Source organism: Cedecea lapagei, assembly GCF_900635955.1.
Classification (GTDB): Bacteria; Pseudomonadota; Gammaproteobacteria; order Enterobacterales; family Enterobacteriaceae; genus Cedecea; species Cedecea lapagei.
Window position 1 is genome coordinate 139,445 of record NZ_LR134201.1, and the last position, 22,151, is coordinate 161,595.

12 protein-coding genes and 1 pseudogene are annotated in these 22,151 nt (G+C 56.6%); 8 read left to right on the plus strand and 5 right to left on the minus strand.

The annotated features are described in order from the left end of the window. The first annotated feature begins 540 nt into the window (after positions 1-540). The 5 genes and pseudogenes from glgB (at position 541) to glgP (ending at position 10,026) form a co-directional block, all read left to right on the plus strand. Positions 541-2,730 (plus strand): 1,4-alpha-glucan branching enzyme, encoded by a 2,190-nt coding sequence (glgB, locus tag EL098_RS00685; protein ID WP_126354242.1) that lies wholly within the window; start codon positions 541-543, stop codon positions 2,728-2,730. Continuing rightward, a complete protein-coding gene (glgX, locus tag EL098_RS00690; protein WP_126354243.1) occupies positions 2,727-4,709 on the plus strand; it encodes a glycogen debranching protein GlgX in 1,983 nt (660 codons plus the stop codon). Before glgB ends, glgX begins: the two co-directional genes overlap by 4 nt. Positions 4,710-4,723: 14 nt before the next feature. Beyond that, positions 4,724-6,001: a glucose-1-phosphate adenylyltransferase gene (gene glgC / locus EL098_RS00695; RefSeq protein ID WP_126354244.1), complete on the plus strand. Its 1,278-nt coding sequence runs from the start codon at positions 4,724-4,726 to the stop codon at positions 5,999-6,001. A 118-nt stretch (positions 6,002-6,119) separates the two neighbouring features. Beyond that, positions 6,120-7,553, plus strand: coding sequence for a glycogen synthase GlgA (gene glgA, locus EL098_RS00700; protein ID WP_126354245.1), 1,434 nt, complete (start codon positions 6,120-6,122; stop codon positions 7,551-7,553). Positions 7,554-7,579: 26 nt separating this feature from the next. Beyond that, positions 7,580-10,026: pseudogene (gene glgP, locus EL098_RS00705) on the plus strand (glycogen phosphorylase). A gap of 87 nt (positions 10,027-10,113) precedes the next feature. Here the strand turns inward: glgP and EL098_RS00710 are convergent. The 3 genes from EL098_RS00710 to glpE form a co-directional block, all read right to left on the minus strand. Continuing rightward, a complete protein-coding gene (locus EL098_RS00710; protein ID WP_126354246.1) occupies positions 10,114-10,872 on the minus strand; it encodes a DeoR/GlpR family transcriptional regulator in 759 nt (252 codons plus the stop codon). Positions 10,873-10,889: 17 nt separating this feature from the next. Then, a complete protein-coding gene (gene glpG, locus EL098_RS00715) occupies positions 10,890-11,711 on the minus strand; it encodes a rhomboid family intramembrane serine protease GlpG (RefSeq protein WP_126354247.1) in 822 nt (273 codons plus the stop codon). A 77-nt stretch (positions 11,712-11,788) separates the two neighbouring features. Then, complete coding sequence (gene glpE / locus EL098_RS00720; RefSeq protein ID WP_126354248.1) at positions 11,789-12,115, minus strand: thiosulfate sulfurtransferase GlpE; 327 nt, start codon at positions 12,113-12,115, stop codon at positions 11,789-11,791. Between the two features lie 195 nt (positions 12,116-12,310). Between glpE and glpD the strand changes: the two genes are divergently transcribed. After that, entirely contained in the window at positions 12,311-13,819 is a 1,509-nt protein-coding gene (glpD, locus tag EL098_RS00725; protein ID WP_126354249.1) for a glycerol-3-phosphate dehydrogenase, read from the plus strand. Between the two features lie 92 nt (positions 13,820-13,911). Here the strand turns inward: glpD and malT are convergent, their stop codons facing one another. Continuing rightward, a complete protein-coding gene (malT, locus tag EL098_RS00730) occupies positions 13,912-16,617 on the minus strand; it encodes an HTH-type transcriptional regulator MalT (RefSeq protein WP_126354250.1) in 2,706 nt (901 codons plus the stop codon). Positions 16,618-17,038: 421 nt separating this feature from the next. Here malT and malP point away from each other — a divergent pair, with 421 nt between their 5' ends. Further along, positions 17,039-19,441 carry a maltodextrin phosphorylase gene (gene malP, locus EL098_RS00735; RefSeq protein ID WP_126354251.1) on the plus strand — a complete coding sequence of 801 codons (2,403 nt, stop codon included), beginning with the start codon at positions 17,039-17,041 and terminating at the stop codon, positions 19,439-19,441. A 9-nt stretch (positions 19,442-19,450) separates the two neighbouring features. Beyond that, a complete protein-coding gene (malQ, locus tag EL098_RS00740; protein WP_126354252.1) occupies positions 19,451-21,529 on the plus strand; it encodes a 4-alpha-glucanotransferase in 2,079 nt (692 codons plus the stop codon). A gap of 41 nt (positions 21,530-21,570) precedes the next feature. Here malQ and nfuA read toward each other — a convergent pair whose 3' ends face one another. Continuing rightward, positions 21,571-22,146, minus strand: a complete 576-nt coding sequence (gene nfuA, locus EL098_RS00745) for a Fe-S biogenesis protein NfuA (RefSeq protein ID WP_008457887.1) — start codon at positions 22,144-22,146, stop codon at positions 21,571-21,573. Positions 22,147-22,151 lie beyond the last annotated feature (5 nt).

Here is a 22,151-nt window from a genome sequence, read left to right on the forward strand (position 1 = left end):
TTTTTATAGTGTTAGGGATGTGAGGTGCAGCGTGAACAGTTAAAGGGAAAAGCGCTGAAGCGTTTTTGATGCGGGTCATGCCATCGCTATATAGTTGTTGATATAGCGGTTTCGAATGGTGGTTTTGCGATCTGTATTGCGGGAATAGATATTGTTGCAGCCGGTAGGCAGGAGTATCTTTTCTGTACACCCGCACAATCAGACGTCGGGATGGAACTCCCGCAAAGTCCACTGGCGACATGCAACCAATGACCGGAGGTTGCCAATGCTACTGATTCTGTTCTTCCTGAAAAACTCACTATCCCATCCGATGCTAAAACACAGCGCCGCAATATGGGGTAAAACAACGTTATTAAGATATTTCACGAGGAGTTAATAAAGCGTTGGCTATGCTTAAGTCAGCACGCGTCTGCGTTTTGGCGAGTATTGGGCGAACCGGCTTACAGGAGTTAAGCGCCGTTCGTCAGGTCAATGATAAGTGTCGTACCTGCGCGGCGGCGTAGCGGGGGGCGTTGGCGGCACATAAAAAAGGAAAATACCATGCCTGTTCTGCCGGAAAGAGACGTGATCGATGCGCTCATTACGGGTCACTTTGCCGATCCGTTTTCCCTGCTGGGGATGCACCAAACCGACGCCGGGCTCGAAGTCCGCGCGCTGCTGCCTGACGCCACCGAAGTCTGGGTTATTGAGCCGAAAACGGGCCGCAAAGTGGGTCAGCTTGAGCGCCTCGATTCCCGGGGCTTCTTTTGCGGACTGATTCCTCGTCGTAAAAATTTCTTTCGCTACCAGCTTGCGGTGGTCTGGCACGGTCAGGAAAACCTGATCGACGATCCCTACCGTTTTGGCCCTCTGATTCAGGAGCTGGATAGCTGGCTACTGTCCGAAGGGACCCATTTACGCCCCTATGAAACGCTGGGAGCGCACGCCGACACGATGGATGGCGTAGCGGGAATACGCTTCTCGCTTTGGGCGCCGAACGCCAGGCGTGTCTCCGTCGTCGGGCAGTTTAACTACTGGGATGGCCGCCGGCATCCGATGCGGCTGCGGCGGGAAAGCGGTATCTGGGAACTGTTCATCCCCGGAGCGCACAACGGGCAGCTGTATAAATTTGAGCTGCTGGATGCCGACGGAAACCTGCGCATTAAGGCCGATCCCTACGCTTTTGAAGCGCAAATGCGTCCCGAAACCGCCTCTCTGATTTGCGGTCTGCCGGAAAAAACTACGCTTAGCCCTGAGCGGCAAAAAGCCAACGGTTTTGACCAGCCAATCTCAATCTATGAAGTACACCTCGGCTCCTGGCGCCGCCATAGCGACAATAACTTCTGGCTTAGCTACCGCGAACTGGCTGATCAGCTTATTCCCTACGTCAAGGAGATGGGCTTTACCCATCTTGAGCTGCTGCCGGTTAACGAACATCCGTTTGACGGCAGCTGGGGCTATCAGCCTCAGGGGCTTTATGCCCCCACGCGCCGCTTTGGCACGCGCGACGACTTTCTCTACCTCATCAGAACCGCCCACGAGGCCGGGCTTAACGTTTTGCTCGACTGGGTGCCAGGGCATTTCCCGACGGATGACGCCGGGCTGGCAACCTTTGACGGTACCGCGCTGTATGAGCATAGCGACCCGCGTGAAGGCTATCACCAGGACTGGAACACGCTGATTTACAACTATGGTCGACGTGAAGTCTGTAACTATCTGGTTGGCAACGCGCTCTACTGGATTGAGCGTTTTGGCATAGACGGCCTGCGGGTGGATGCCGTGGCCTCAATGATTTATCGCGACTATAGCCGGGAGAAGGGGGAGTGGGTGCCGAATGAGTACGGCGGTCGCGAAAATCTGGAAGCCATTGAGTTCCTGCGCAATACCAACCGCATTATCGGCGAGCAAACGCCGGGCGCGGTGACGATGGCGGAAGAGTCCACCGATTTTGCCGGCGTCTCGCGTCCGCCGAGTATGGGCGGCCTGGGTTTCTGGTTTAAATGGAATCTGGGCTGGATGCACGACACGCTCGATTACATGAAGCTTGATCCGATCTACCGCCAGCATCATCACGATAAAATGACCTTCGGTATGCTCTACAACAGTACCGAAAACTTCGTCCTGCCGCTTTCGCACGATGAAGTCGTTCACGGCAAAAAATCGATTCTCGACCGCATGCCGGGAGACGCCTGGCAGAAGTTCGCTAACCTGCGAGCCTACTATGGCTGGATGTGGGCCTTCCCCGGTAAGAAGCTGCTGTTTATGGGCAATGAATTTGCCCAGGGGCGCGAATGGAACCACGACAGCAGCCTCGACTGGCATTTACTGCAGGGCGGCGATAACTGGCACCACGGCGTGCAGCGCCTGGTCCGCGACCTGAATCATACCTACCGGCGTCATGCGGCTTTGCATCAGCTGGATTTTGACGACTACGGCTTTGAATGGCTGGTGGTGGAAGATAAGGCGAATTCGGTCTTTGTTTTTGTACGGCGTGACGCCGAGGGAAATGAAGTGATCGTCGCCAGTAACTTTACGCCGGTGCCGCGTTACCACTATCGCTTCGGTATTCATCAGCCGGGACGCTGGCGCGAGGAGCTGAATACCGACTCCATGCACTATCACGGCAGCAACGCTGGCAACAGCGGCACGGTGCGGAGTGAGGCGGTGCCGAGCCACGGGCGTGAGCATTCGCTGTGCATTACGCTGCCGCCGCTGTCTACCCTTTGGCTGGTGCGGGAAGGTGAAGCATGACGCAGCTGACTCAGGGCCATCCGGCTCCCTATGGTGCCAGCTATGACGGCAAGGGCGTCAACTTCACGCTCTATTCGGTGCATGCGGAGAAGGTAGAGCTTTGTCTGTTCGACGAACATGGCCACGAGCGGCGCTTTGACATGCCGTCGCGCACCGGGGATATCTGGCACGGCTATTTGCCGGAGGGCAAACCGGGTCTGTTATACGGCTACCGGGTTCACGGGCCATGGGAGCCGGAAAAAGGAAACCGCTTTAATCCTGCCAAACTGCTGCTCGATCCCTGCGCCCGCGTAGTGGTGGGCGGCGTTGAAGATCATCCGCATTTTCACTGCGGCTACGATCAACCCGATCCTGAAGACAGCGCGCCATACATGGCGAAGTGTGTCGTGGTCAGAGAGCAATTTGACTGGGAAGATGACCAGCCGCTGCGGACGCCCTGGGGCAACACGGTTATCTACGAAGCGCACGTTCGCGGGCTCACGCTGCTTCATCCAGGGATCCCTGAAGAGCAGCGTGGTACCTATGCGGCGCTGGGCCATCCGGTGATGATCGACTATTTCAAACGCCTGGGGATCACGGCCATCGAGCTGCTGCCCGTGGCGCATTTTGTTACCGAACCTCGTATTTCACAGCTCGGCCTTAGCAATTACTGGGGCTATAACCCACGCGTTTTCTATGCCGTCGAAAGCTACTACGCGGTCGATCGGAATCCCCACAGGGCGGCCAATGAGCTAAGAGGGGCAATCAAAGCGCTGCACAAGGCCGGCATTGAGGTCATTCTCGACATCGTGCTGAACCATAGCGCCGAGCTGGATAAGGACGGGCCAACCCTGTCGCTGAGCGGAATCGATAACCGTAGCTATTATTGGTTAATGGACAACGGCGATTATCAGAACTGGACCGGCTGCGGGAATACCCTGAATTTAAGCACGCCGGGCGTGGTTGCCCAGATGACGGATTGCCTGCGCTATTGGGTGGACAGCTTCCACGTTGACGGTTTTCGTTTTGACCTGGCCTCGGTGATGGGACGCACGCCAGAATTCCGTCAGGATGCGCCGCTGTTTGAGGCGATCAAAAACGATCCGCACCTGTCGCAGGTGAAGCTTATCGCCGAGCCTTGGGATATTGGCCAGGGGGGGTATCAGGTGGGTAACTTCCCTCCGCTGTTTGCTGAATGGAACGATCATTTCAGGGACGGTATGCGCCGCTTCTGGCTGCGGCAGGATCTCTCTTTGGGAGGATTCGCCTGCCGTTTTGCCGGCTCAAGCGACGTCTATCGCCACGGAGAAAGGCTGCCCTCCACCAGCATTAATTTCGTCACCGCTCACGATGGATTTACGCTGCGGGACTGCGTGAGTTTTAACCAGAAACATAACGAAGCCAACGGCGAAGATAACCGCGACGGCACCCAAAGCAACTTTAGCAATAATTATGGCTATGAAGGACTTGAAGCCAATCTGATTACCAAGGAACGGCGTCGCGACAGCGTACATGCGCTGCTGACCACGCTGCTGCTCTCGCAGGGAACGCCGATGCTGCTCGCCGGAGATGAGCACGGTCACAGCCAGCACGGCAACAACAATGCCTACTGTCAGGACAATGTGCTCACCTGGCTCGACTGGGAGCAGGGAAACGACGGGCTGGCCTCCTTTACTGCGGCGCTCATTCACCTGCGGCAGGCTATTCCCGCGCTGACCGCCAACCGCTGGTGGGAAGTCGGGGACGACAACGTTCGCTGGCTGAACAAAGAAGCGCAGCCCCTGAGCGTCGATGAGTGGCAGTGTGGCGTTCACCGCCTGCAAATCCAGCTTTCCGATCGCTGGCTGATAACCATTAACGCAACCGAAGACGTTGCGGACATCGTTCTACCTGAAGGGGAATGGCGCGCCGTTCCTCCATTTGCCGGAGAGGACAACCCGGTCGTGATGGTCTTATGGCATGGTCCTGCGCACGGAGTCTGCGTGTTCCATAAGTCATGAAAAAGGAGTTCGTTATGGTCAGGTTTGAGAAAAACGATCCGCTGATGCTGGCCCGCCAGCTGCCCATCAAATCCGTTGCGCTAATTCTGGCTGGCGGCCGCGGGACCCGGCTGAAGGATCTTACGTCGACACGCGCCAAACCTGCGGTCCATTTTGGCGGCAAGTTCCGCATTATTGATTTTGCACTTTCCAACTGCATTAACTCCGGTATTCGCCGTATTGGGGTGATTACTCAGTACCAATCACACACCCTGGTGCAGCATATCCAGCGCGGCTGGTCTTTTTTTAGCGAAGAGATGAACGAGTTTGTGGATTTGCTGCCCGCCCAGCAGCGGGTGCATGGTGAAAACTGGTATCGCGGAACGGCGGACGCCGTGACCCAGAATCTGGACATTATCCGCCGCTATGACGCCGAGTATGTGGTGATCCTCGCCGGGGACCATATTTATAAGCAGGACTACTCGCGCATGCTGATCGATCACGTCGAGAAGGGCGCACGCTGCACCGTGGCCTGCATGCCTGTGCCGGTGGCAGAGGCTTCGGCGTTTGGCGTGATGGCGGTGGACGTTGATGAAAAGATTGTCGACTTCGTGGAGAAGCCGGAAAACCCGCCAACGTTGCCAAATGACAGCAGTAAGTCATTGGCAAGCATGGGGATTTATATCTTTGATGCGGATTACCTGTTCAAACTTCTGGAGGAAGATGACCAGGATGAGACCTCCAGCCACGATTTTGGCAAAGACATCATTCCTAAAATTACGCGGGCGGGAGAGGCTTATGCTCACCCGTTCCCGCTCTCCTGCGTGCAGTCCGATCCTAACGCCGAGCCTTACTGGCGCGATGTGGGAACGCTGGAAGCCTACTGGAAGGCGAACCTCGACCTGGCCTCGGTGATGCCGGAACTGGATATGTATGACCAGGCCTGGCCCATCCGAACCCACATGGAACCGCTGCCGCCCGCGAAGTTTGTGCAGGACCGCTCCGGCAGCCACGGCATGACGCTGAACTCGCTGGTTTCCGGCGGCTGCATTATCTCCGGCTCGGTGGTTGTGCAGTCGGTGCTGTTTCCGCGGGTGCGCATTAATTCATTTTGCAACATCGACTCATCCGTTCTGCTGCCGGACGTTATCGTCGGCCGCTCCTGTCGATTGCGCCGCTGCATTATCGACCGCGCCTGCGTAATCCCCGAGGGGATGGTGGTTGGCGAGAATGCAGAAGAGGATGCCCGCCGTTTCTATCGCTCTGAAGAGGGCATTGTACTGGTTACGCGCGCGATGCTGGCGAAGCTGTAGAGCTAAAGCGCGTAGAAGATTAGCCTGCGCACGGGTAATGCCGTGCGCGGTTATTTTATCGTTTGGCGTTGCCTGATGGCTAACACAGCGCCGCGACTTTCCGAAAATGGGAGCGATAATGCAGGTCTTACATGTCTGTTCCGAGATGTTTCCTCTGCTAAAAACAGGCGGCCTTGCGGATGTGCTGGGCGCTTTACCGGCGGCACAAATCGCCGGCGGCGTCGATACACGCGTGCTGCTTCCCGCCTTTCCTGATATCAGGCGAGGAATCGAAGATATTCAGGTGGTTGCCCACCGACAGACGTTCGCAGGCGAGATGCGCCTGCTCTACGGTCACTACAATGGCGTTGGGATCTACCTGATTGATGCGCCTCATCTCTATGACCGGCCGGGAAGCCCCTATCACGACACCAATCAGTTTGCTTACCAGGACAACGTGCTGCGATTTGCGCTGCTTGGCTGGGTAGGCGCGGAAATGGCCTGTGGGCTTGATCCTTTCTGGCACCCGGATGTGGTGCATGCCCACGACTGGCACGCCGGGCTGGCCCCGGCCTATCTGGCCGCGCGCGGGCGGCCTGCGAAATCGGTCTTTACCGTGCATAACCTTGCCTATCAGGGGATGTTCTATGCTCACCACTTAAGTGAAATCGAGCTTCCGTGGTGGTTCTACGACATGAATGGACTGGAGTTTTACGGGCAGATCTCCTACCTGAAGGCCGGGCTTTATTACGCCGATCATATTACCGCCGTCAGCCCTACCTATGCCCGGGAGATAACCGATCCGCATTTTGCCTATGGCATGGAGGGGCTGCTGCGCCAGCGCCAGCGTGAGGGGCGGCTGTCGGGTATTTTAAACGGCGTTGACGATAAAATTTGGGACCCGAAAAACGATCTGCTGTTGGCTTCACGCTACACCCGCGATGCGCTGGAAGAGAAGGCAGAGAACAAACGCCAGCTTCAGATAGCGATGGGGCTCAAGGTGAATGACAAAGTGCCGCTGTTTGCGGTAGTCAGCCGGTTGACCAGCCAGAAAGGGCTCGATCTGGTGCTTGAAGCGCTGCCCGGGTTACTGGAGCAGGGAGGGCAGCTGGCGCTGCTGGGAGCCGGAGATCCCGTGCTGCAGGAAGGGTTCCTGGCCGCAGCGGCCGAATATCCTGGCCAGGTTGGGGTACAAATTGGTTATCACGAGGCATTTTCCCACCGCATCATGGGCGGCGCGGACGTCATTCTGGTTCCAAGTCGCTTTGAACCCTGCGGCTTAACACAGCTCTACGGCCTGAAATACGGCACTTTGCCGTTGGTAAGGCGAACAGGTGGCCTGGCCGATACCGTGGCTGATACCTCGCTGGAAAACCTGGCGGACGGTATGGCGACCGGTTTTGTATTTGAAGACAGTAATGCCTGGTCGCTGCTCCGCGCGATCCGGCGTGCTTTCGTGCTGTGGTCCCGTCCGTCGCTGTGGCGTTTTGTGCAGCGGCAGGCGATGAATATGGATTTTAGCTGGCAGGTAGCGGCGCAGGCATACCGCGACCTTTATCAACGCTTGTTGTAATTACCCATACACCAGGAATCACTGATATGAACGCACCCTTTTCCTATGCATCACCCACGCTGAGTGTCGAGGCACTGAAACATTCCATTGCCTATAAGTTAATGTTTACGATAGGGAAAGACCCTGCTATCGCCAATAAACATGAATGGCTGAACGCCACCCTTTTTGCCGTTCGTGACCGGCTGGTTGAGCGATGGTTACGTTCTAACCGGGCCCAGCTGTCGCAGGATGTCCGCCAGGTTTACTACCTGTCGATGGAATTTCTTATCGGACGTACGCTGTCGAACGCGCTGCTCTCCCTCGGCATTTATGAAGATGTGAAAAACGCCCTCGAGGAGATGGGGCTTGAACTGGAAGAGTTGATTGACGAGGAGAACGACCCCGGCCTTGGCAACGGCGGTCTTGGCCGTCTCGCCGCCTGTTTCCTTGATTCTATGGCCACGCTGGGTTTACCGGGGCGAGGCTACGGCATTCGCTACGACTACGGTATGTTTAAGCAGAATATCGTTGATGGCCGCCAGAAAGAGTCGCCGGATTACTGGCTGGAGTACGGCAATCCGTGGGAGTTTAAGCGCCACAATACGCGCTACAAGGTGCGTTTCGGCGGGCGTATTCAGCAGGAAGGCAAAAAGTCGCGCTGGGTCGAAACTGAAGAGATCCTCGCGTAGCCTATGACCAGATTATTCCGGGGTACGATACCGACGCGACCAACACCCTGAGGCTGTGGAACGCTCAGGCGAGCAGCGAGATAAACCTGGGTAAGTTTAACCAGGGCGACTATTTTGCGGCGGTGGAGGATAAAAACCACTCAGAGAACGTTTCCCGCGTGCTTTATCCCGATGACTCCACCTACTCGGGCCGGGAACTGCGCCTGCGCCAGGAGTATTTCCTGGTTTCCTCCACCATGCAGGACATCCTGAGTCGCCACTATCAGCTGCATAAAACCTACGCCAACCTCGCGGATAAAATTGCGATCCACCTGAATGACACCCATCCGGTGCTGTCGATTCCCGAGCTGATGCGGCTGCTGATTGACGAACATAAGTTTGAATGGGAAGAGGCGTTTGAGGTCACCTGCCAGGTCTTCTCCTACACCAACCACACCCTGATGAGCGAAGCGCTGGAAACCTGGCCGGTAGAGATGCTCGGCAAGATCCTGCCGCGCCATTTGCAGATAATCTTTGAAATTAACGATTACTTCCTGAAGACGCTGCAGGAGCAGTACCCGGACGACACCGGACTGTTGGGCAGGGCGTCTATCATCGATGAATCCAACGGCAGGCGTGTGCGCATGGCGTGGCTTGCGGTGGTGGTTAGCCACAAGGTCAATGGCGTGTCTGAGCTTCATTCGAACCTGATGGTGCAGTCCCTGTTTGCCGACTTCGCCAGCATTTTCCCGATGCGGTTCAGCAACAAAACGAACGGCGTTACGCCGCGCCGCTGGCTGGCACTCGCCAACCCTGCGCTTTCCGAAGTGCTGGACGAGAATATCGGGCAGACCTGGCGTACCGATCTGAGCCAGCTGAACGATCTAAAACAGCATATCGATTACCCGACGGTGCATCAGGCGGTCCGTAAAGCCAAGCTGGCCAATAAAAAACGGCTGGCGACTTATATCGGCCAGCAGCTCAACGTGGTTGTTAACCCGGATGCGCTGTTCGACGTGCAAATCAAGCGTATTCACGAGTACAAGCGGCAGCTGATGAATGTCCTGCACGTGATAACCCGCTATAACCGCATCAAGGCCGACCCGTCAGCGGAGTGGGTACCCCGGGTGACGATTTTTGCGGGTAAAGCGGCATCGGCCTACTACATGGCGAAGCACATTATCCACCTTATTAACGACGTAGCAGAGGTCATTAACAACGATCCGCTGGTGAAAGATAAGCTGAAGGTGGTGTTTGTTCCCAACTATAGCGTCAGCCTCGCGCAGCTCATTATTCCGGCGGCGGATCTCTCTGAGCAAATCTCGCTGGCTGGCACCGAGGCTTCCGGAACCAGTAACATGAAGTTCGCTCTCAACGGCGCACTGACTATCGGCACGCTGGACGGCGCCAACGTTGAGATGCTGGAGCATGTGGGCAAGGACAATATCTTTATCTTCGGCAACACGGCGGAAGAGGTCGAGGCGCTGCGCCGCAAAGGCTACAATCCGCGTGAGTATTACGAGAAGGATGAAGAGCTGCGCCAGGCGCTGACGCAAATCGCCACCGGCACCTTCAATGCCGACGAACCTGGGCGTTATCGTGACCTGGTTGATTCTCTGATTAACTTCGGCGATCACTACCAGGTGCTGGCGGATTACCGCAGCTACGTGGACTGCCAGGATAAAGTGGATGAGCTTTACCAGCAGCCGGAAGAGTGGACCATCCATACCATGCATAATATCGCCAATATGGGCTACTTCTCGTCAGACAGGACGATTCAGGAGTACGCCGACGAGATTTGGCATATTAAGCCGGTAAGATTGTAGATTCTCCCCTCACCCTAACCCTCTCCCCATTGGGGAGAGGGGACCAGAACGGCGATGTTCCTTTCTCCCTGCCATTAGGGTAAAACCTCAGCACAGCTCCAGCTGCACGTTATTCTCTTTAATCACCTGCATCACTCCCGCAGGCGGTGTCACATCCGTATAGACGGTATCCACCAGGCTAATGCTGCCCAGATTCACCATCGCATTACGGCCGAACTTCGAGTGGTCTACGACCAGCAGGACGCTGCGGGAGTTTTCGATGATCGCGCGCTTAGTGCGAACTTCGTGGTAGTCAAACTCCAGCAGTGAACCGTCGCTGTCGATACCGCTGATGCCGAGAATGCCGTAGTCGAGGCGAAACTGGGAAATAAAGTCGAGCGTCGCTTCGCCGATGATGCCGCCATCGCGGCTGCGCAGTTCCCCACCCGCCAGGATAATACGGAAATCTTCTTTCGCCATCAGCGTGTTAGCGACGTTGAGATTGTTAGTCACAATGCGCAAGTTGCTGTGGTTAAGCAGGGCGTGAGCCACGGCCTCCGGCGTCGTACCGATATCGATAAACAGCGTGGCGCCGTTAGGGATCTGGCTCGCTACCTTCTGGGCAATACGCTCTTTTTCAGCGGTCTGCGTCGCCTTTCGGTCGTGCCAGGGCGTGTTGACCGAGCTGGAGGGCAGGGCTGCGCCGCCGTGATGGCGCAGGATCATGTTCTGATCGGCCAGGTCGTTCAAATCGCGGCGAATGGTTTGCGGGCTGACGGCAAACTGTTCCACCAACTCTTCGGTACTGACGTATCCCTGCTGCTTAACCAGTTCAATAATCGCGTCATGACGTTGTGTTTGCTTCACAAGCTACTCCAGCGTTGTTATGTTCGTTTTCGCGCATTCAGGGTGTCTACCAGCGCCATCGCCAGCCCGACCAGCATGCCGGTGAGGTGGGCGGGAATGACGGAGGATTGGGTAAACACCTCAATAGCCAGCCAAATCACCGCAAAGGCCAGCAGGCCCCGCTGCATCTGGAGACCGCTTTCGGGATCCCGCTCTCCACGCAGCCAGACATAGCCCATCAGGGCAAACACCGTGCCCGACAGGCCGCCAAACAGCGGGCCGGTAAACTTCGCCTGCATAAAGCCGCTCAGCAGAGTGGAGATCAGCGTCAGCGTAAGCAGTTTGCCGGTCCCAAGACGCTTTTCCACTGCGCCGCCTAAATACCACCACCATAGTAGGTTAAAGAGAATGTGCATCAAGGAGAAATGCAGCAGGCCGTGGGTGAAATAACGCCAAATCTCAAAGCGCTGCTCGGCCACCAGCGGCCAGCCAAGTATGGAAATTACCGGGCCAAAGCCGACGATATTCAGCAGGACAAACAGCGCGATGCACACGCCGATGACGATAAGCGTCAGCGGCCCTGCGCGCTCCTTGATAGTGGCTAAAAACGGATAGCGTTTGTAGCTGAATGCTACGCCGCTGTGGCCGGTGCTCCAGCTGGCAGCCTGGTAGCGAGGGTCACCAGGGTTAGCGACGAACCTTTCCAGCTCCGCACGCACATGCTGTACCTGGCTTTCATCTGCCAGCCAGACATCGCTTTGCGTATGCTGCTGAATAGTAAGGATTACGCCCTGAGTTGCCATGTAATCGACAAAAGCCTGCGCCACGCGCGGGTTGGCGAAAGAGGTGATCATGATCATGAAAGTTTAACCAAGTTCGTCTATAAAGCCGTACAAAGGCAAGCAGTATACCTGCAGGGAGCGCAAACGCCTGAACTTTACGCGTCGTGAGCGACTTCGGCAGGAAAATGGCGGTGCCAGGCATCAAAACCGCCGTCGATGCTGTAAACCTGGTCGTAACCCTGCTGCAGCAGATACTGAGCTGCGCCTTTACTGCTGTTGCCGTGGTAACACATCACCATGACCGGCGTCTCGAAGTCGGTTTGCTGCATAAAATTCACCAGCGTGTCGTTGGTGAGGTGGTAGGCCCCCGGCGTGTGTCCCATGGCAAAGCTTTGCGGATCGCGGATATCTACCAATACCGCCTGCTGCTGCTGGAGTTTCTGGTGTGCTTCTTCCACACCAATACATTCAAATTGATCCATGGTTTTACTCGTCGAGAAAGAAAGGAAACAAAGGGCATGTTAAGGCATCAGGCCCTGCTGGCGCTGATATTAACGCCAATATGTTATCCATATCACGTAGAAATGTTTTTATTTCGTTACCAAAGCGGACGAACACTTGCTATCATGAGCGATATCGAACATTTTTGAGCTTTAACGAAAGTGCGTGAGGGCAACATGGAAACCAAAGATCTGATTGTAATTGGCGGTGGAATCAACGGCGCGGGTATTGCGGCGGACGCCGCTGGCCGCGGGTTATCCGTGTTAATGCTGGAGGGGCAGGACCTGGCTTGTGCCACCTCTTCCGCCAGCTCTAAGCTGATTCATGGCGGCCTGCGCTACCTGGAACACTATGAGTTTCGCCTGGTGAGCGAGGCTTTGGCCGAGCGTGAAGTGCTATTGAAAATGGCGCCGCATATTGCCTTCCCGATGCGTTTCCGTTTGCCGCATCGCCCGCACCTTCGTCCGGCGTGGATGATCCGCACCGGTCTGTTTATGTACGACCACCTGGGAAAACGTACCAGCCTGCCGTCCTCTACCAGCTTGCGTTTTGGCGCAGACTCCGTGCTGAAGCCGGAAATCGTGCGCGGATTCGAATATTCCGACTGCTGGGTGGATGATGCCCGACTGGTGGTGGCTAACGCCCAGATGGTGACCCGCAAGGGTGGGGAAGTAAAAACCCGCACTCGCGCTATTAAAGCGACTCGTGAGAACGGTCTGTGGGTGGTTGAAGCGCAGGATATTGATACCGGTGAAACCTTTACCTGGCACGCTAAAGGTCTGGTTAACGCGACCGGCCCATGGGTGAAAACCTTCTTCGATGAGGGCCTGCACCTGCAGTCTCCTTACGGTATCCGCCTGATCAAAGGTAGCCACATTGTGGTGCCGCGCGTGCATAGCCAGAAGCAGGCTTACATCCTGCAAAACGAAGATAAACGCATCGTGTTCGTGATCCCGTGGATGGATGAATTTTCCATTATCGGCACCACCGACGTGGAGTATCACGGCGACCCGAAAGCGGTCCAGATTGACGAGAAAGAGGTCAGTTACCTGCTGAACGTCTACAACGCCCACTTTAAAAAGACGCTGACCAAAGACGATATTGTCTGGACTTATTCCGGCGTGCGTCCTCTGTGTGACGATGAATCTGACTCTCCGCAGGCCGTGACCCGTGACTACACTCTGGATATTCATGACGAAAACGGTCAGGCTCCGCTGCTGTCGGTGTTTGGCGGTAAGTTAACCACCTACCGTAAACTCGCCGAACACGCGCTGGATAAGCTTGAGCGTTACTACCCTAATATCGGACCGGCCTGGACCAAAGATTGTCGTCTGCCCGGCGGTGATATCGGCGGCGATCGGGATGACTATGCGGCGAAACTGCGTCGTCGCCACGCTTTCCTGACCGAAAGCCTTGCCCGCCATCTGGCTCGTACCTACGGCAGCAACAGCGATCTGGTTATTGGCGATGCGAAAAGCCTGAGCGATTTGGGTGAAGACTTTGGCCATGAGTTTTATGAAGCCGAGCTGCGTTACCTGGCGGAGCATGAGTGGGTAAGATGTGCTGAAGACGCGCTGTGGCGTCGCACCAAGCTGGGCATGTGGCTCAACGAAGAGCAGCAGGCGCGGGTGGCGCAGTGGCTGGTAAAGCAGGCCGCTAAGTCAGGGCTGTCCCTGGCATCGTAAACAGCTTTGCAGCGGTGACGCTGCCTCGTGCTAACCCTCTCCCTCAAAGGGAGAGGGGATATCCCAGAAGCCCGTTTCCAGAGCGTTTCCGATTAAACCCCATACCCCATCATCTTCAGCAATTCCTGCGCATGCTGTACCGCGTCCTGGCGGTGCGCTACGCCCAGCTTCTGATACAGATTCCTGATATGCGTCTTTATGGTGGTGGCCGCCACGTCCAGTTCCCCGGCGATCTGCTCGTTGCTGTAGCCTGAGTAAATCAACCCCAGTACCTGCCACTCACGCTGCGTCAGCGGGCTGGTGCGAATAAGCTCTGGCACTTCCGGGTGGTTGAGCAGCCGGTTCACAAAGCTCTCGTCAAAGTGCGCAAATTTGTGGCGATGATGCTGATTTATCTCGCGCAGGATGCGCTGAGCACGATGCTGGTCCAGCTCCGGCAGCGTGTTCAGCTGGATGAGCTGGCGCAGCTGCTGCGCCATCGCTTCCCCTTCGATCACAAAGTGGCTGATAAAGCCGGTGCGGTTTGCCAGCGACAGGGCTTCCAGCAGCACGCGCTGAGCGTCGCTTTTACGCCCATCCTGCCAGTAAAGCTGGTTTAGCAGCAGCAGGTTGCGGTTGAGGTCGCTCATCAGGCGCAGGCTGCGGGCATTTTCGTTTAGCTCTTCCAGCACCATTTCTGCCGGTCCGTACTCGCCCAGCAGGATTTGGACGCGGGCGATGTTACGCCACTGGCTTTGCAGGAAGTGATTATTGGCAAATTCCGGCTTCGGCGTCTGGCGCAGCCAGTTGGCCGCTGACTTCTTATCGCCCGTCATTTGCCAGTAGATCACCCTTACCTTGTCGGCGTTGGAGACCCAGTCGCTGTGCCAGGGACCGTTCCCAAGCAAATTTTCAAGGCGGTTAAGGTGATTACGAGCATTATCCAGGTCGCCGCGGGCCAGAGAACACTGCACCAGCAGCGCCAGGCATTGCAGCTGCTGCTGCGGCTGGAAGCTGGAAAGGACCTCCATGCCGCTGCGTGCCGCCGCTTCGGCTTCATCCAGTCGCGCCCACGCCCAGAGCAGTTGAGCGCGGATGCGCTGCAGGAATTCGTGCAGCGGCAGCTGCTCAAGATGCTGCTCGCGGATCAGCACAAAGGCTTTTTCCTGCGTTTCCCAGGCGGCCTGCAGGAACCCCTGGGCCAGCAGGATTTCGCTCTGCTGAATGAGGCTCCACAAGGCGTAATGCCAGACATCGTGGCGGCGCGCCATCTGCTCCGTCTGCTGCATGACGGAAAGTGACTTTGTGAGGTCGCCTTTGCAGTGCAGGACCTCACCGTGGACCGAGGTGGCCACGATGCGGCTGTAGAAATTAGCCAGCGGCAGCATCTCCAGCGCCACCATGGCCAGGCGCTCGGCTTCAGCCGGGTCACCCGCGTTGATGGCAACCTGAGCGCGCAGGGCGTTGAATTCGCCGTGCAGCGTGTCGTCGATGACCAGGTTCATCTCCTGCTCGGCGCGCGCCAGCAGGGTATTGACTTCGCTATAGCGGTGCTGGCTTTGCATCAGCCAGGCCTGCAGCAGCACCAGTTTTGGGTTTTCCAGCAGGCTCTCCCACGGCAACGCCTTAAGCGACTCTTCCAGCAGGGTCAGCTCACTGTGGTTAAACAGCGCCCACGCGTGGCCCAGCAGGATATCGCGCAGCATATTGGCATCCCCCGCCGCCAGCGCGTGGTGAATCGCCTCGCTGGGGAACCCCTGCGCCATCCAGCTTTCTGCTGCGGCCCGGTGAATGTCCGGTAACTCTGCGGCCAGCTCCCACTGGCAGCGCTGGCGCAGAAAACTGCCAAACAGCGGATGGAAGCAAAACCATTCGCCGGAGTCGTCCATCCGCTGGAGGAACAGGCCCTGGCGCTCGATCTCTTCCAGCCGCATCTGACCATTCTCTTCGCCGGTGACCTGGGCGATAAGCGCATCATTCATCGAGCGCAGGATAGAGCTTCGCAGCAGGAAGTTGCGGGTATCGGCGTCAACGTTATTCAGTACCTCATCCACCAGGTAGTCTGAAAGATGGCTGGCGTTGATCCCCGACAGGCGGCGTGCGGAGTGCTGGGCCGGCGTATTGCTCTGGCGTGCGGAGAGGGCAATCAGCTGGAGTGCCGTGACCCAGCCCGCAACGTCGTCACAAAGACGACTGCTGTCCGCTTGCTCGATTGGCGTTGCCAGGCGATTGTCAAAAAACTGCTTCGCTTCCTGGTGGGTAAAGGCGAGCTGCTGGCTGCCGATTTCCAGCAGCTGGTCGCGTACGCGTAGGTTGGCGATGCCAAGCTGCGGCAAATTGCGCGACAGAATGACCAGCGTCAGGTTTTCCGGCTGATGGCGAATAAAAAAGCGCATCGCTTCATGAATCACCGGATTGGCAATCAGGTGGTAATCATCTATCACCAGATATAGCGGCTTATCCCAGCCGGCCAGCTCGATGAAAAGTTGGGAAAAAAGCGAGGATAGGCTGGCATATTGCCGTTTTTGCGCCATGATTTCGCTACTTATACAGTGTCCGCCGGTGGCGTACTGTACGGCGGCAATCAGGTAGCTGGCAAAGCGCTCCTGCTGGTTATCCCCTTCATCAAGAGAATACCAGCCCAGCTCTTTTCGCCCAGCAGCCCACTGGGAGACCAGGGTAGTTTTACCATAACCGGCAGGGCTGGCGATCAGTGCTAAGCGGTAGTTGGCGGCAGTCGAAAGCTTCACCAACAGCCGGTCGCGAACCACAGTGTTTTCCAGCCGAACAGGGCGACTTAATTTGGATGGGATTAACATAGTTGATCACTTCACTGTGTAAAAATTGCCCCGACATCTTCCACACCAAAGGGCGGAATTACCGCGCTACATAAGGGATCATGGAGGGAAATGTTCTGGGATTCGATTTTTTTTACGCTTCGTAATTAATGCTTACGGATAAGGTCGGCCAGAATGCCCTTTATTGCAAGATTGTTGAACTTTCCGTGCTCCGTAAGTTGCACCCTGTCACAGTTCCATTTTTTTCATGAATATGATTGCTCACTCCTTGCGCCAGCGTGGCTGAAACCCGTTACATCGCCGCATCGAGTGGCAGAGATCACATTTTTCGCTCATCCTCACGACTCCTCCCCGCCGATTACGCACCGGGATGAGGAAGTCACCCAGGCTGCCCGGCACACTATCGGGTAATGATTTTCGAACATTACAGGACGGATCCCCTATGTCACAGCCGATCTTCAGTAAAGAACAGTTCCAGTCCGCTCTGACGCGCCAGTGGCAGCGTTACGGTCTCCAGGATGCCAGCGAAATGACCCGGCATCAGTGGTGGCACGCCGTCAGCGGCGCGCTTGCAGAGCTTTTAGCGGCTCAGCCAGCGGCAAAACCCGAGGCTAAACAGCGCCACGTCAACTATATCTCGATGGAGTTTCTGATTGGCCGCCTGACCGGGAATAACCTGCTTAACCTTGGCTGGTTCTCTGAGGTGAGCGACGTGCTGCAGGATTACCAGATTAACCTCACAGACTTGCTGGAGGAAGAGACGGACCCTGCATTAGGAAACGGTGGGTTAGGGCGACTGGCGGCCTGCTTCCTGGATTCGATGGCAACGGTCGGGCAGTCGGCTATCGGCTATGGACTGAATTATCAGTACGGCCTGTTCCGGCAGTCCTTTAAGGACGGCAAGCAGATGGAAGCTCCGGACGACTGGCAGCGCGGCAGCTACCCGTGGTTCCGCCACAACAGCGCGCTGGATGTGCAGGTGGGCGTCGGTGGTAAGGTGGTGAAGAGCGGGAAAAACCAGCGCTGGGAACCCGCCTTTATTTTCCAGGGGGAAGCCTGGGATTTACCGGTGCTGGGCTACCGAAACGGCGTGGCGCAGCCATTGCGCCTGTGGCAGGCAAAGCATGCCCATCCGTTTGATCTGACGAAATTTAATGACGGTGAATTCCTTAAGGCCGAACAGCAGGGTATCGACGCCGAGAAGCTGACCAAGGTGCTCTACCCGAACGACAACCATCTGAACGGCAAAAAGCTGCGCCTGATGCAGCAGTATTTCCAGTGCGCCTGTTCGGTGGCAGATATCCTGCGTCGGCATCATCTGGCGGGCCGCAAGCTTGCCGAGCTGCCGGATTACGAAGTGATCCAGCTCAATGATACTCACCCGACCATTGCCATCCCGGAACTGCTGCGCGTGCTGATTGACGAGCATCAGCTTAGCTGGGACGATGCCTGGGCTATCACCAGCAAAACCTTCGCCTACACCAACCACACCCTGATGCCGGAGGCGCTGGAGTGCTGGGACGAGAAGCTGGTGAAGGCGCTTCTGCCTCGCCATATGCAGATCGTCAATGAAATCAATAAGCGCTTTAAGGTGCTGGTGGAGAAAACCTGGCCGGATGACGAAGCCGTCTGGGCGAAGCTGGCCGTGGTGCATAACAAGCAGGTGCGCATGGCAAACCTGTGCGTTGTGGGCGGCTTTGCGGTTAACGGCGTTGCCGCGCTGCACTCTGAGCTGGTGGTTAAAGATCTGTTCCCGGAATACCACCAGCTGTGGCCGAACAAATTCCATAACGTCACCAACGGCATTACGCCGCGCCGCTGGATCAAGCAGTGCAATCCCGCGCTTGCGGCGCTGTTTGATAAGACGCTGAAAAAAGAGTGGGCGAACAATCTCGACGTGCTGGAAGGGCTGGAAAAACATGCCGATAACGCAAAGTTCCGCCAGACCTGGCGCGAAATCAAGTACCAGAACAAAGTGAAGCTGGCGGCGTTTGTGAAGGCGCGTACCGGCATTGTGATTAGTCCGGATGCGCTGTTCGATGTGCAAATCAAGCGCCTGCACGAGTACAAACGCCAGCACCTCAACCTGCTGCATATTCTGGCGCAGTACAAGGATATTCGTGAGAATCCGGACGCGGACCGTGTACCGCGCGTTTACTTGTTTGGCGCGAAGGCGGCGCCGGGGTACTACCTGGCAAAAAATATTATCTTTGCGATCAATAAGGTGGCCGAGGCGATCAATAACGATCCGCGGGTGGGCGACAAGCTCAAAGTCGTTTTCCTGCCGGACTACTGCGTGTCTGCGGCGGAAATTATGATCCCGGCGGCAGATATCTCCGAGCAAATTTCGACCGCGGGTAAAGAGGCCTCCGGCACCGGCAACATGAAGCTGGCGCTGAACGGCGCCCTGACGGTCGGCACGCTTGACGGCGCCAACGTTGAAATCGCTGAGAAGGTGGGCGAAGAGAATATCTTTATTTTTGGCCACACCGTCGAGCAGGTTAAGGCCCTGAAAGCCAAAGGCTATGACCCGGTAAAATGGCGCAAAAAAGACAAAACGCTGAATGCTATCCTCAAAGAGCTGGAGCAGGGCAAATACAGCGAAGGCGATAAGCACGCCTTTGACCAGATGCTGCACAGCATCGGCAAAGAGGGCGGTGACCCCTATCTGGTCATGGCCGACTTTACGGCTTATGCCGAAGCGCAGAAGCTTGCCGATAAGCTTTACCTCGACCAGGAGGCCTGGACGCGCGCGGCGATTTTGAACAGCGCCCGCTGCGGGATGTTCAGCTCCGACCGCTCGATTCGTGATTATCAGCAACGTATCTGGCAGGCAAAACGCTAAGGGAGCGCCATGGAACGTAAAAGCCTTGATAGTGCCGCGCTTGCGGCAGGCATCAGCCCGCATTACATCAACGCGCACGGAAAGCCGCAGAGCATTTCCGGAGAGACAAAAAAGCGCCTGCTGGAGGCCATGCATAAGGAGTCAGCAACAAAACGGGCGAAATCTCCGGTGCCAGAGGTTCAGGTTTACACTTACGGGCAGCGTATGCAGCTGCCGGTTGAGGGCGAGGGAGAATATGCCTGGCAGCTGACAACCGAGGACGGCACTCTGCATCAGGGGATAATCAGCGGTGGAAAAAAACTGTCGCTGCCCATTAAGCTGCCCGAGGGTTACCACGACCTCGTTGTCAGCCATCACGAGCAGCGCTGGACGAGCCGGATTATCATCGCCCCGCAGCGCTGTTACGAACCGGCCGCCCTACTTGAGGGTGAAAAATTGTGGGGGGCCTGCGTGCAGCTTTATACGCTGCGCTCCGAGGCAAATTGGGGCATCGGCGACTTTGGTGATCTGAAGCAGATGCTGGCGGATGTGGCAAAGCGGGGCGGGTCGTTTATCGGTCTTAACCCCATCCATTCGCTTTATCCCGCGAACCCTGAAAGCGCCAGTCCATATAGCCCCTCGTCACGGCGCTGGCTGAATATCATCTACATCGATGTAAATGCGGTAGAGGATTTTGAGCGCAGCAAAGCGGCACAGGCGTGGTGGAAGAAACGTTCCGTGCAGCAACAGCTCAAGGCAGCGAGAGACGCAGAGTGGGTGGATTATTCCGCCGTCACGGCCCTTAAAATCGCGGCGCTGCGCCTGGCGTGGCAGCAGTTCTCGCAGCGCAGGCCCGAAGATGAGCAGGTGGCCGAGTTCAACCGGTTTGTCATTGACGGCGGCGAAAGCCTGCACTACCAGGCGGCCTATGATGCTCTACACGCTCATCAGGTCAGCGAAGATCCGGGGCGCTGGGGCTGGCCTGTGTGGCCGGAGAACTATCGTGATGCCCACAGCCCGGAGGTTAAACGCTTCTGCGAGCAGCAGCGCGACGAGGTTAATTTCTGGCTTTGGCTGCAGTACCTCGCCTGGCATCAGTTTAAGGGCTGCTGGGAGGCCAGCCAGCAGGACGGCATGCCGATTGGTCTCTATCGCGATCTCGCGGTGGGCGTGGCGGAAGGTGGGTCTGAGACCTGGTGCGACCGTGAGCTCTATTGCCTGAAAGCGTCGGTTGGCGCGCCGCCGGATATTCTTGGCCCGCTCGGGCAGAACTGGGGACTGCCGCCGATAGATCCTCACATTATGGTCGCCCGCGCCTACAAACCTTTTATCGAGCTGCTTCGCGCCAACATGACCCACTGCGGCGCGCTGCGTATCGATCACGTTATGTCGATGCTCCGCCTTTGGTGGATCCCCTACGGCGAAACGGCGGATAAAGGCGCTTACGTGCAGTATCCGGTCGACGCTTTGTTCTCTATTCTCGCCCTCGAGAGCCAGCGACACCGCTGTATGGTCATTGGTGAAGATCTGGGGACGGTCCCGGTGGAGATCGTCAGCAAGCTGCGTAATAGCGGCGTGTACTCATACAAAGTGCTCTACTTTGAGCAGGACGGCGAGAAGCAGTTTAAAGCCCCGGACTCCTGGCCGAGGCAGTCGATGGCGGTTGCCACGACCCACGATCTGCCAACGCTTCGTGGCTACTGGAATAGCGGGGATTTAGCGCTCGGTAAAACGCTTGGTCTCTATCCGGACGAAGAGGTGCTGGCGGGGCTTTATGAAGACCGCGAGAGATCTAAGCAAGGTCTGCTTGATGCTTTGCATCAGCATGGCTGCCTGCCGAAGCGGGTGGGGCATAAAGCGGCCTTAATGACGATGACCGACACGCTCAATCGTGGAATGCAGCGTTTTATCGCCGAAAGCAGCAGCGCGTTGCTGGGCTTACAGCCGGAGGACTGGCTGGACATGGCCGAGCCGGTGAATATTCCCGGGACTAGCGATCAGTATAAGAACTGGCGCCGCAAGCTGACCGCCCCGCTGGAAGCGATGTTTGCCGATGAGCGAGTGAACAGGCTGCTGAAGGATTTGGATAAGCGGCGCAAGAATATGTGATTTGATGCCCCTCTCCTTGGAAGGGAGAGGGGCTTATATAATTAGTAGTAAGAGTGCTCACCGCGCTGGTGTTCGGTCAGGTCACGAACGCCTTTCAGCTCAGGGAATTCAGCCAGAAGCTGCTTCTCGATCCCTTCTTTCAGCGTTACGTCGACCATAGAACAACCGTTACAGCCGCCACCAAACTGCAGGATGGCGTAGCCTTCATCGGTGATTTCCATCAGCGTGACGCGACCACCGTGACCGGCCAGCTGTGGGTTAACGGTCGCCTGCAGCATGTACTCAACGCGCTCCATCAGCGGCGCATCGTCAGACACTTTACGCATTTTAGCGTTAGGGGCTTTCAGCGTTAGCTGGGAACCCAACTGATCGGTAACGAAGTCAATTTCGGCGTCTTCGAGATAAGGCGCGCTCAGCTCATCGACATAGGCCGTTAACTGCTCAAACGGCAGCGCCGTATCGGTCGCTTCAACCGCATCCGGCGGACAATAAGACACACCACACTCCGCATTTGGCGTGCCAGGATTGATTACGAATACGCGGATTTGCGTCCCTTCTTCCTGATTTGCCAGCAGCTTGGCAAAGTGGGATTGTGCAGCATCGGAAATACGGATCATAACGA

Coding starts and splice junctions, on each gene's coding strand:
- glpG (WP_126354247.1), bottom strand. CDS start 11,711: ATGATCATGATCACCTCTTTCGCCAACCCGCGCGTGGCGCAGGCTTTT.
- glgA (WP_126354245.1), top strand. CDS start 6,120: ATGCAGGTCTTACATGTCTGTTCCGAGATGTTTCCTCTGCTAAAAACA.
- nfuA (WP_008457887.1), bottom strand. CDS start 22,146: ATGATCCGTATTTCCGATGCTGCACAATCCCACTTTGCCAAGCTGCTG.
- glgB (WP_126354242.1), top strand. CDS start 541: ATGCCTGTTCTGCCGGAAAGAGACGTGATCGATGCGCTCATTACGGGT.
- glpD (WP_126354249.1), top strand. CDS start 12,311: ATGGAAACCAAAGATCTGATTGTAATTGGCGGTGGAATCAACGGCGCG.
- glgC (WP_126354244.1), top strand. CDS start 4,724: ATGGTCAGGTTTGAGAAAAACGATCCGCTGATGCTGGCCCGCCAGCTG.
- malQ (WP_126354252.1), top strand. CDS start 19,451: ATGGAACGTAAAAGCCTTGATAGTGCCGCGCTTGCGGCAGGCATCAGC.
- glpE (WP_126354248.1), bottom strand. CDS start 12,115: ATGGATCAATTTGAATGTATTGGTGTGGAAGAAGCACACCAGAAACTC.
- glgX (WP_126354243.1), top strand. CDS start 2,727: ATGACGCAGCTGACTCAGGGCCATCCGGCTCCCTATGGTGCCAGCTAT.
- malT (WP_126354250.1), bottom strand. CDS start 16,617: ATGTTAATCCCATCCAAATTAAGTCGCCCTGTTCGGCTGGAAAACACT.
- malP (WP_126354251.1), top strand. CDS start 17,039: ATGTCACAGCCGATCTTCAGTAAAGAACAGTTCCAGTCCGCTCTGACG.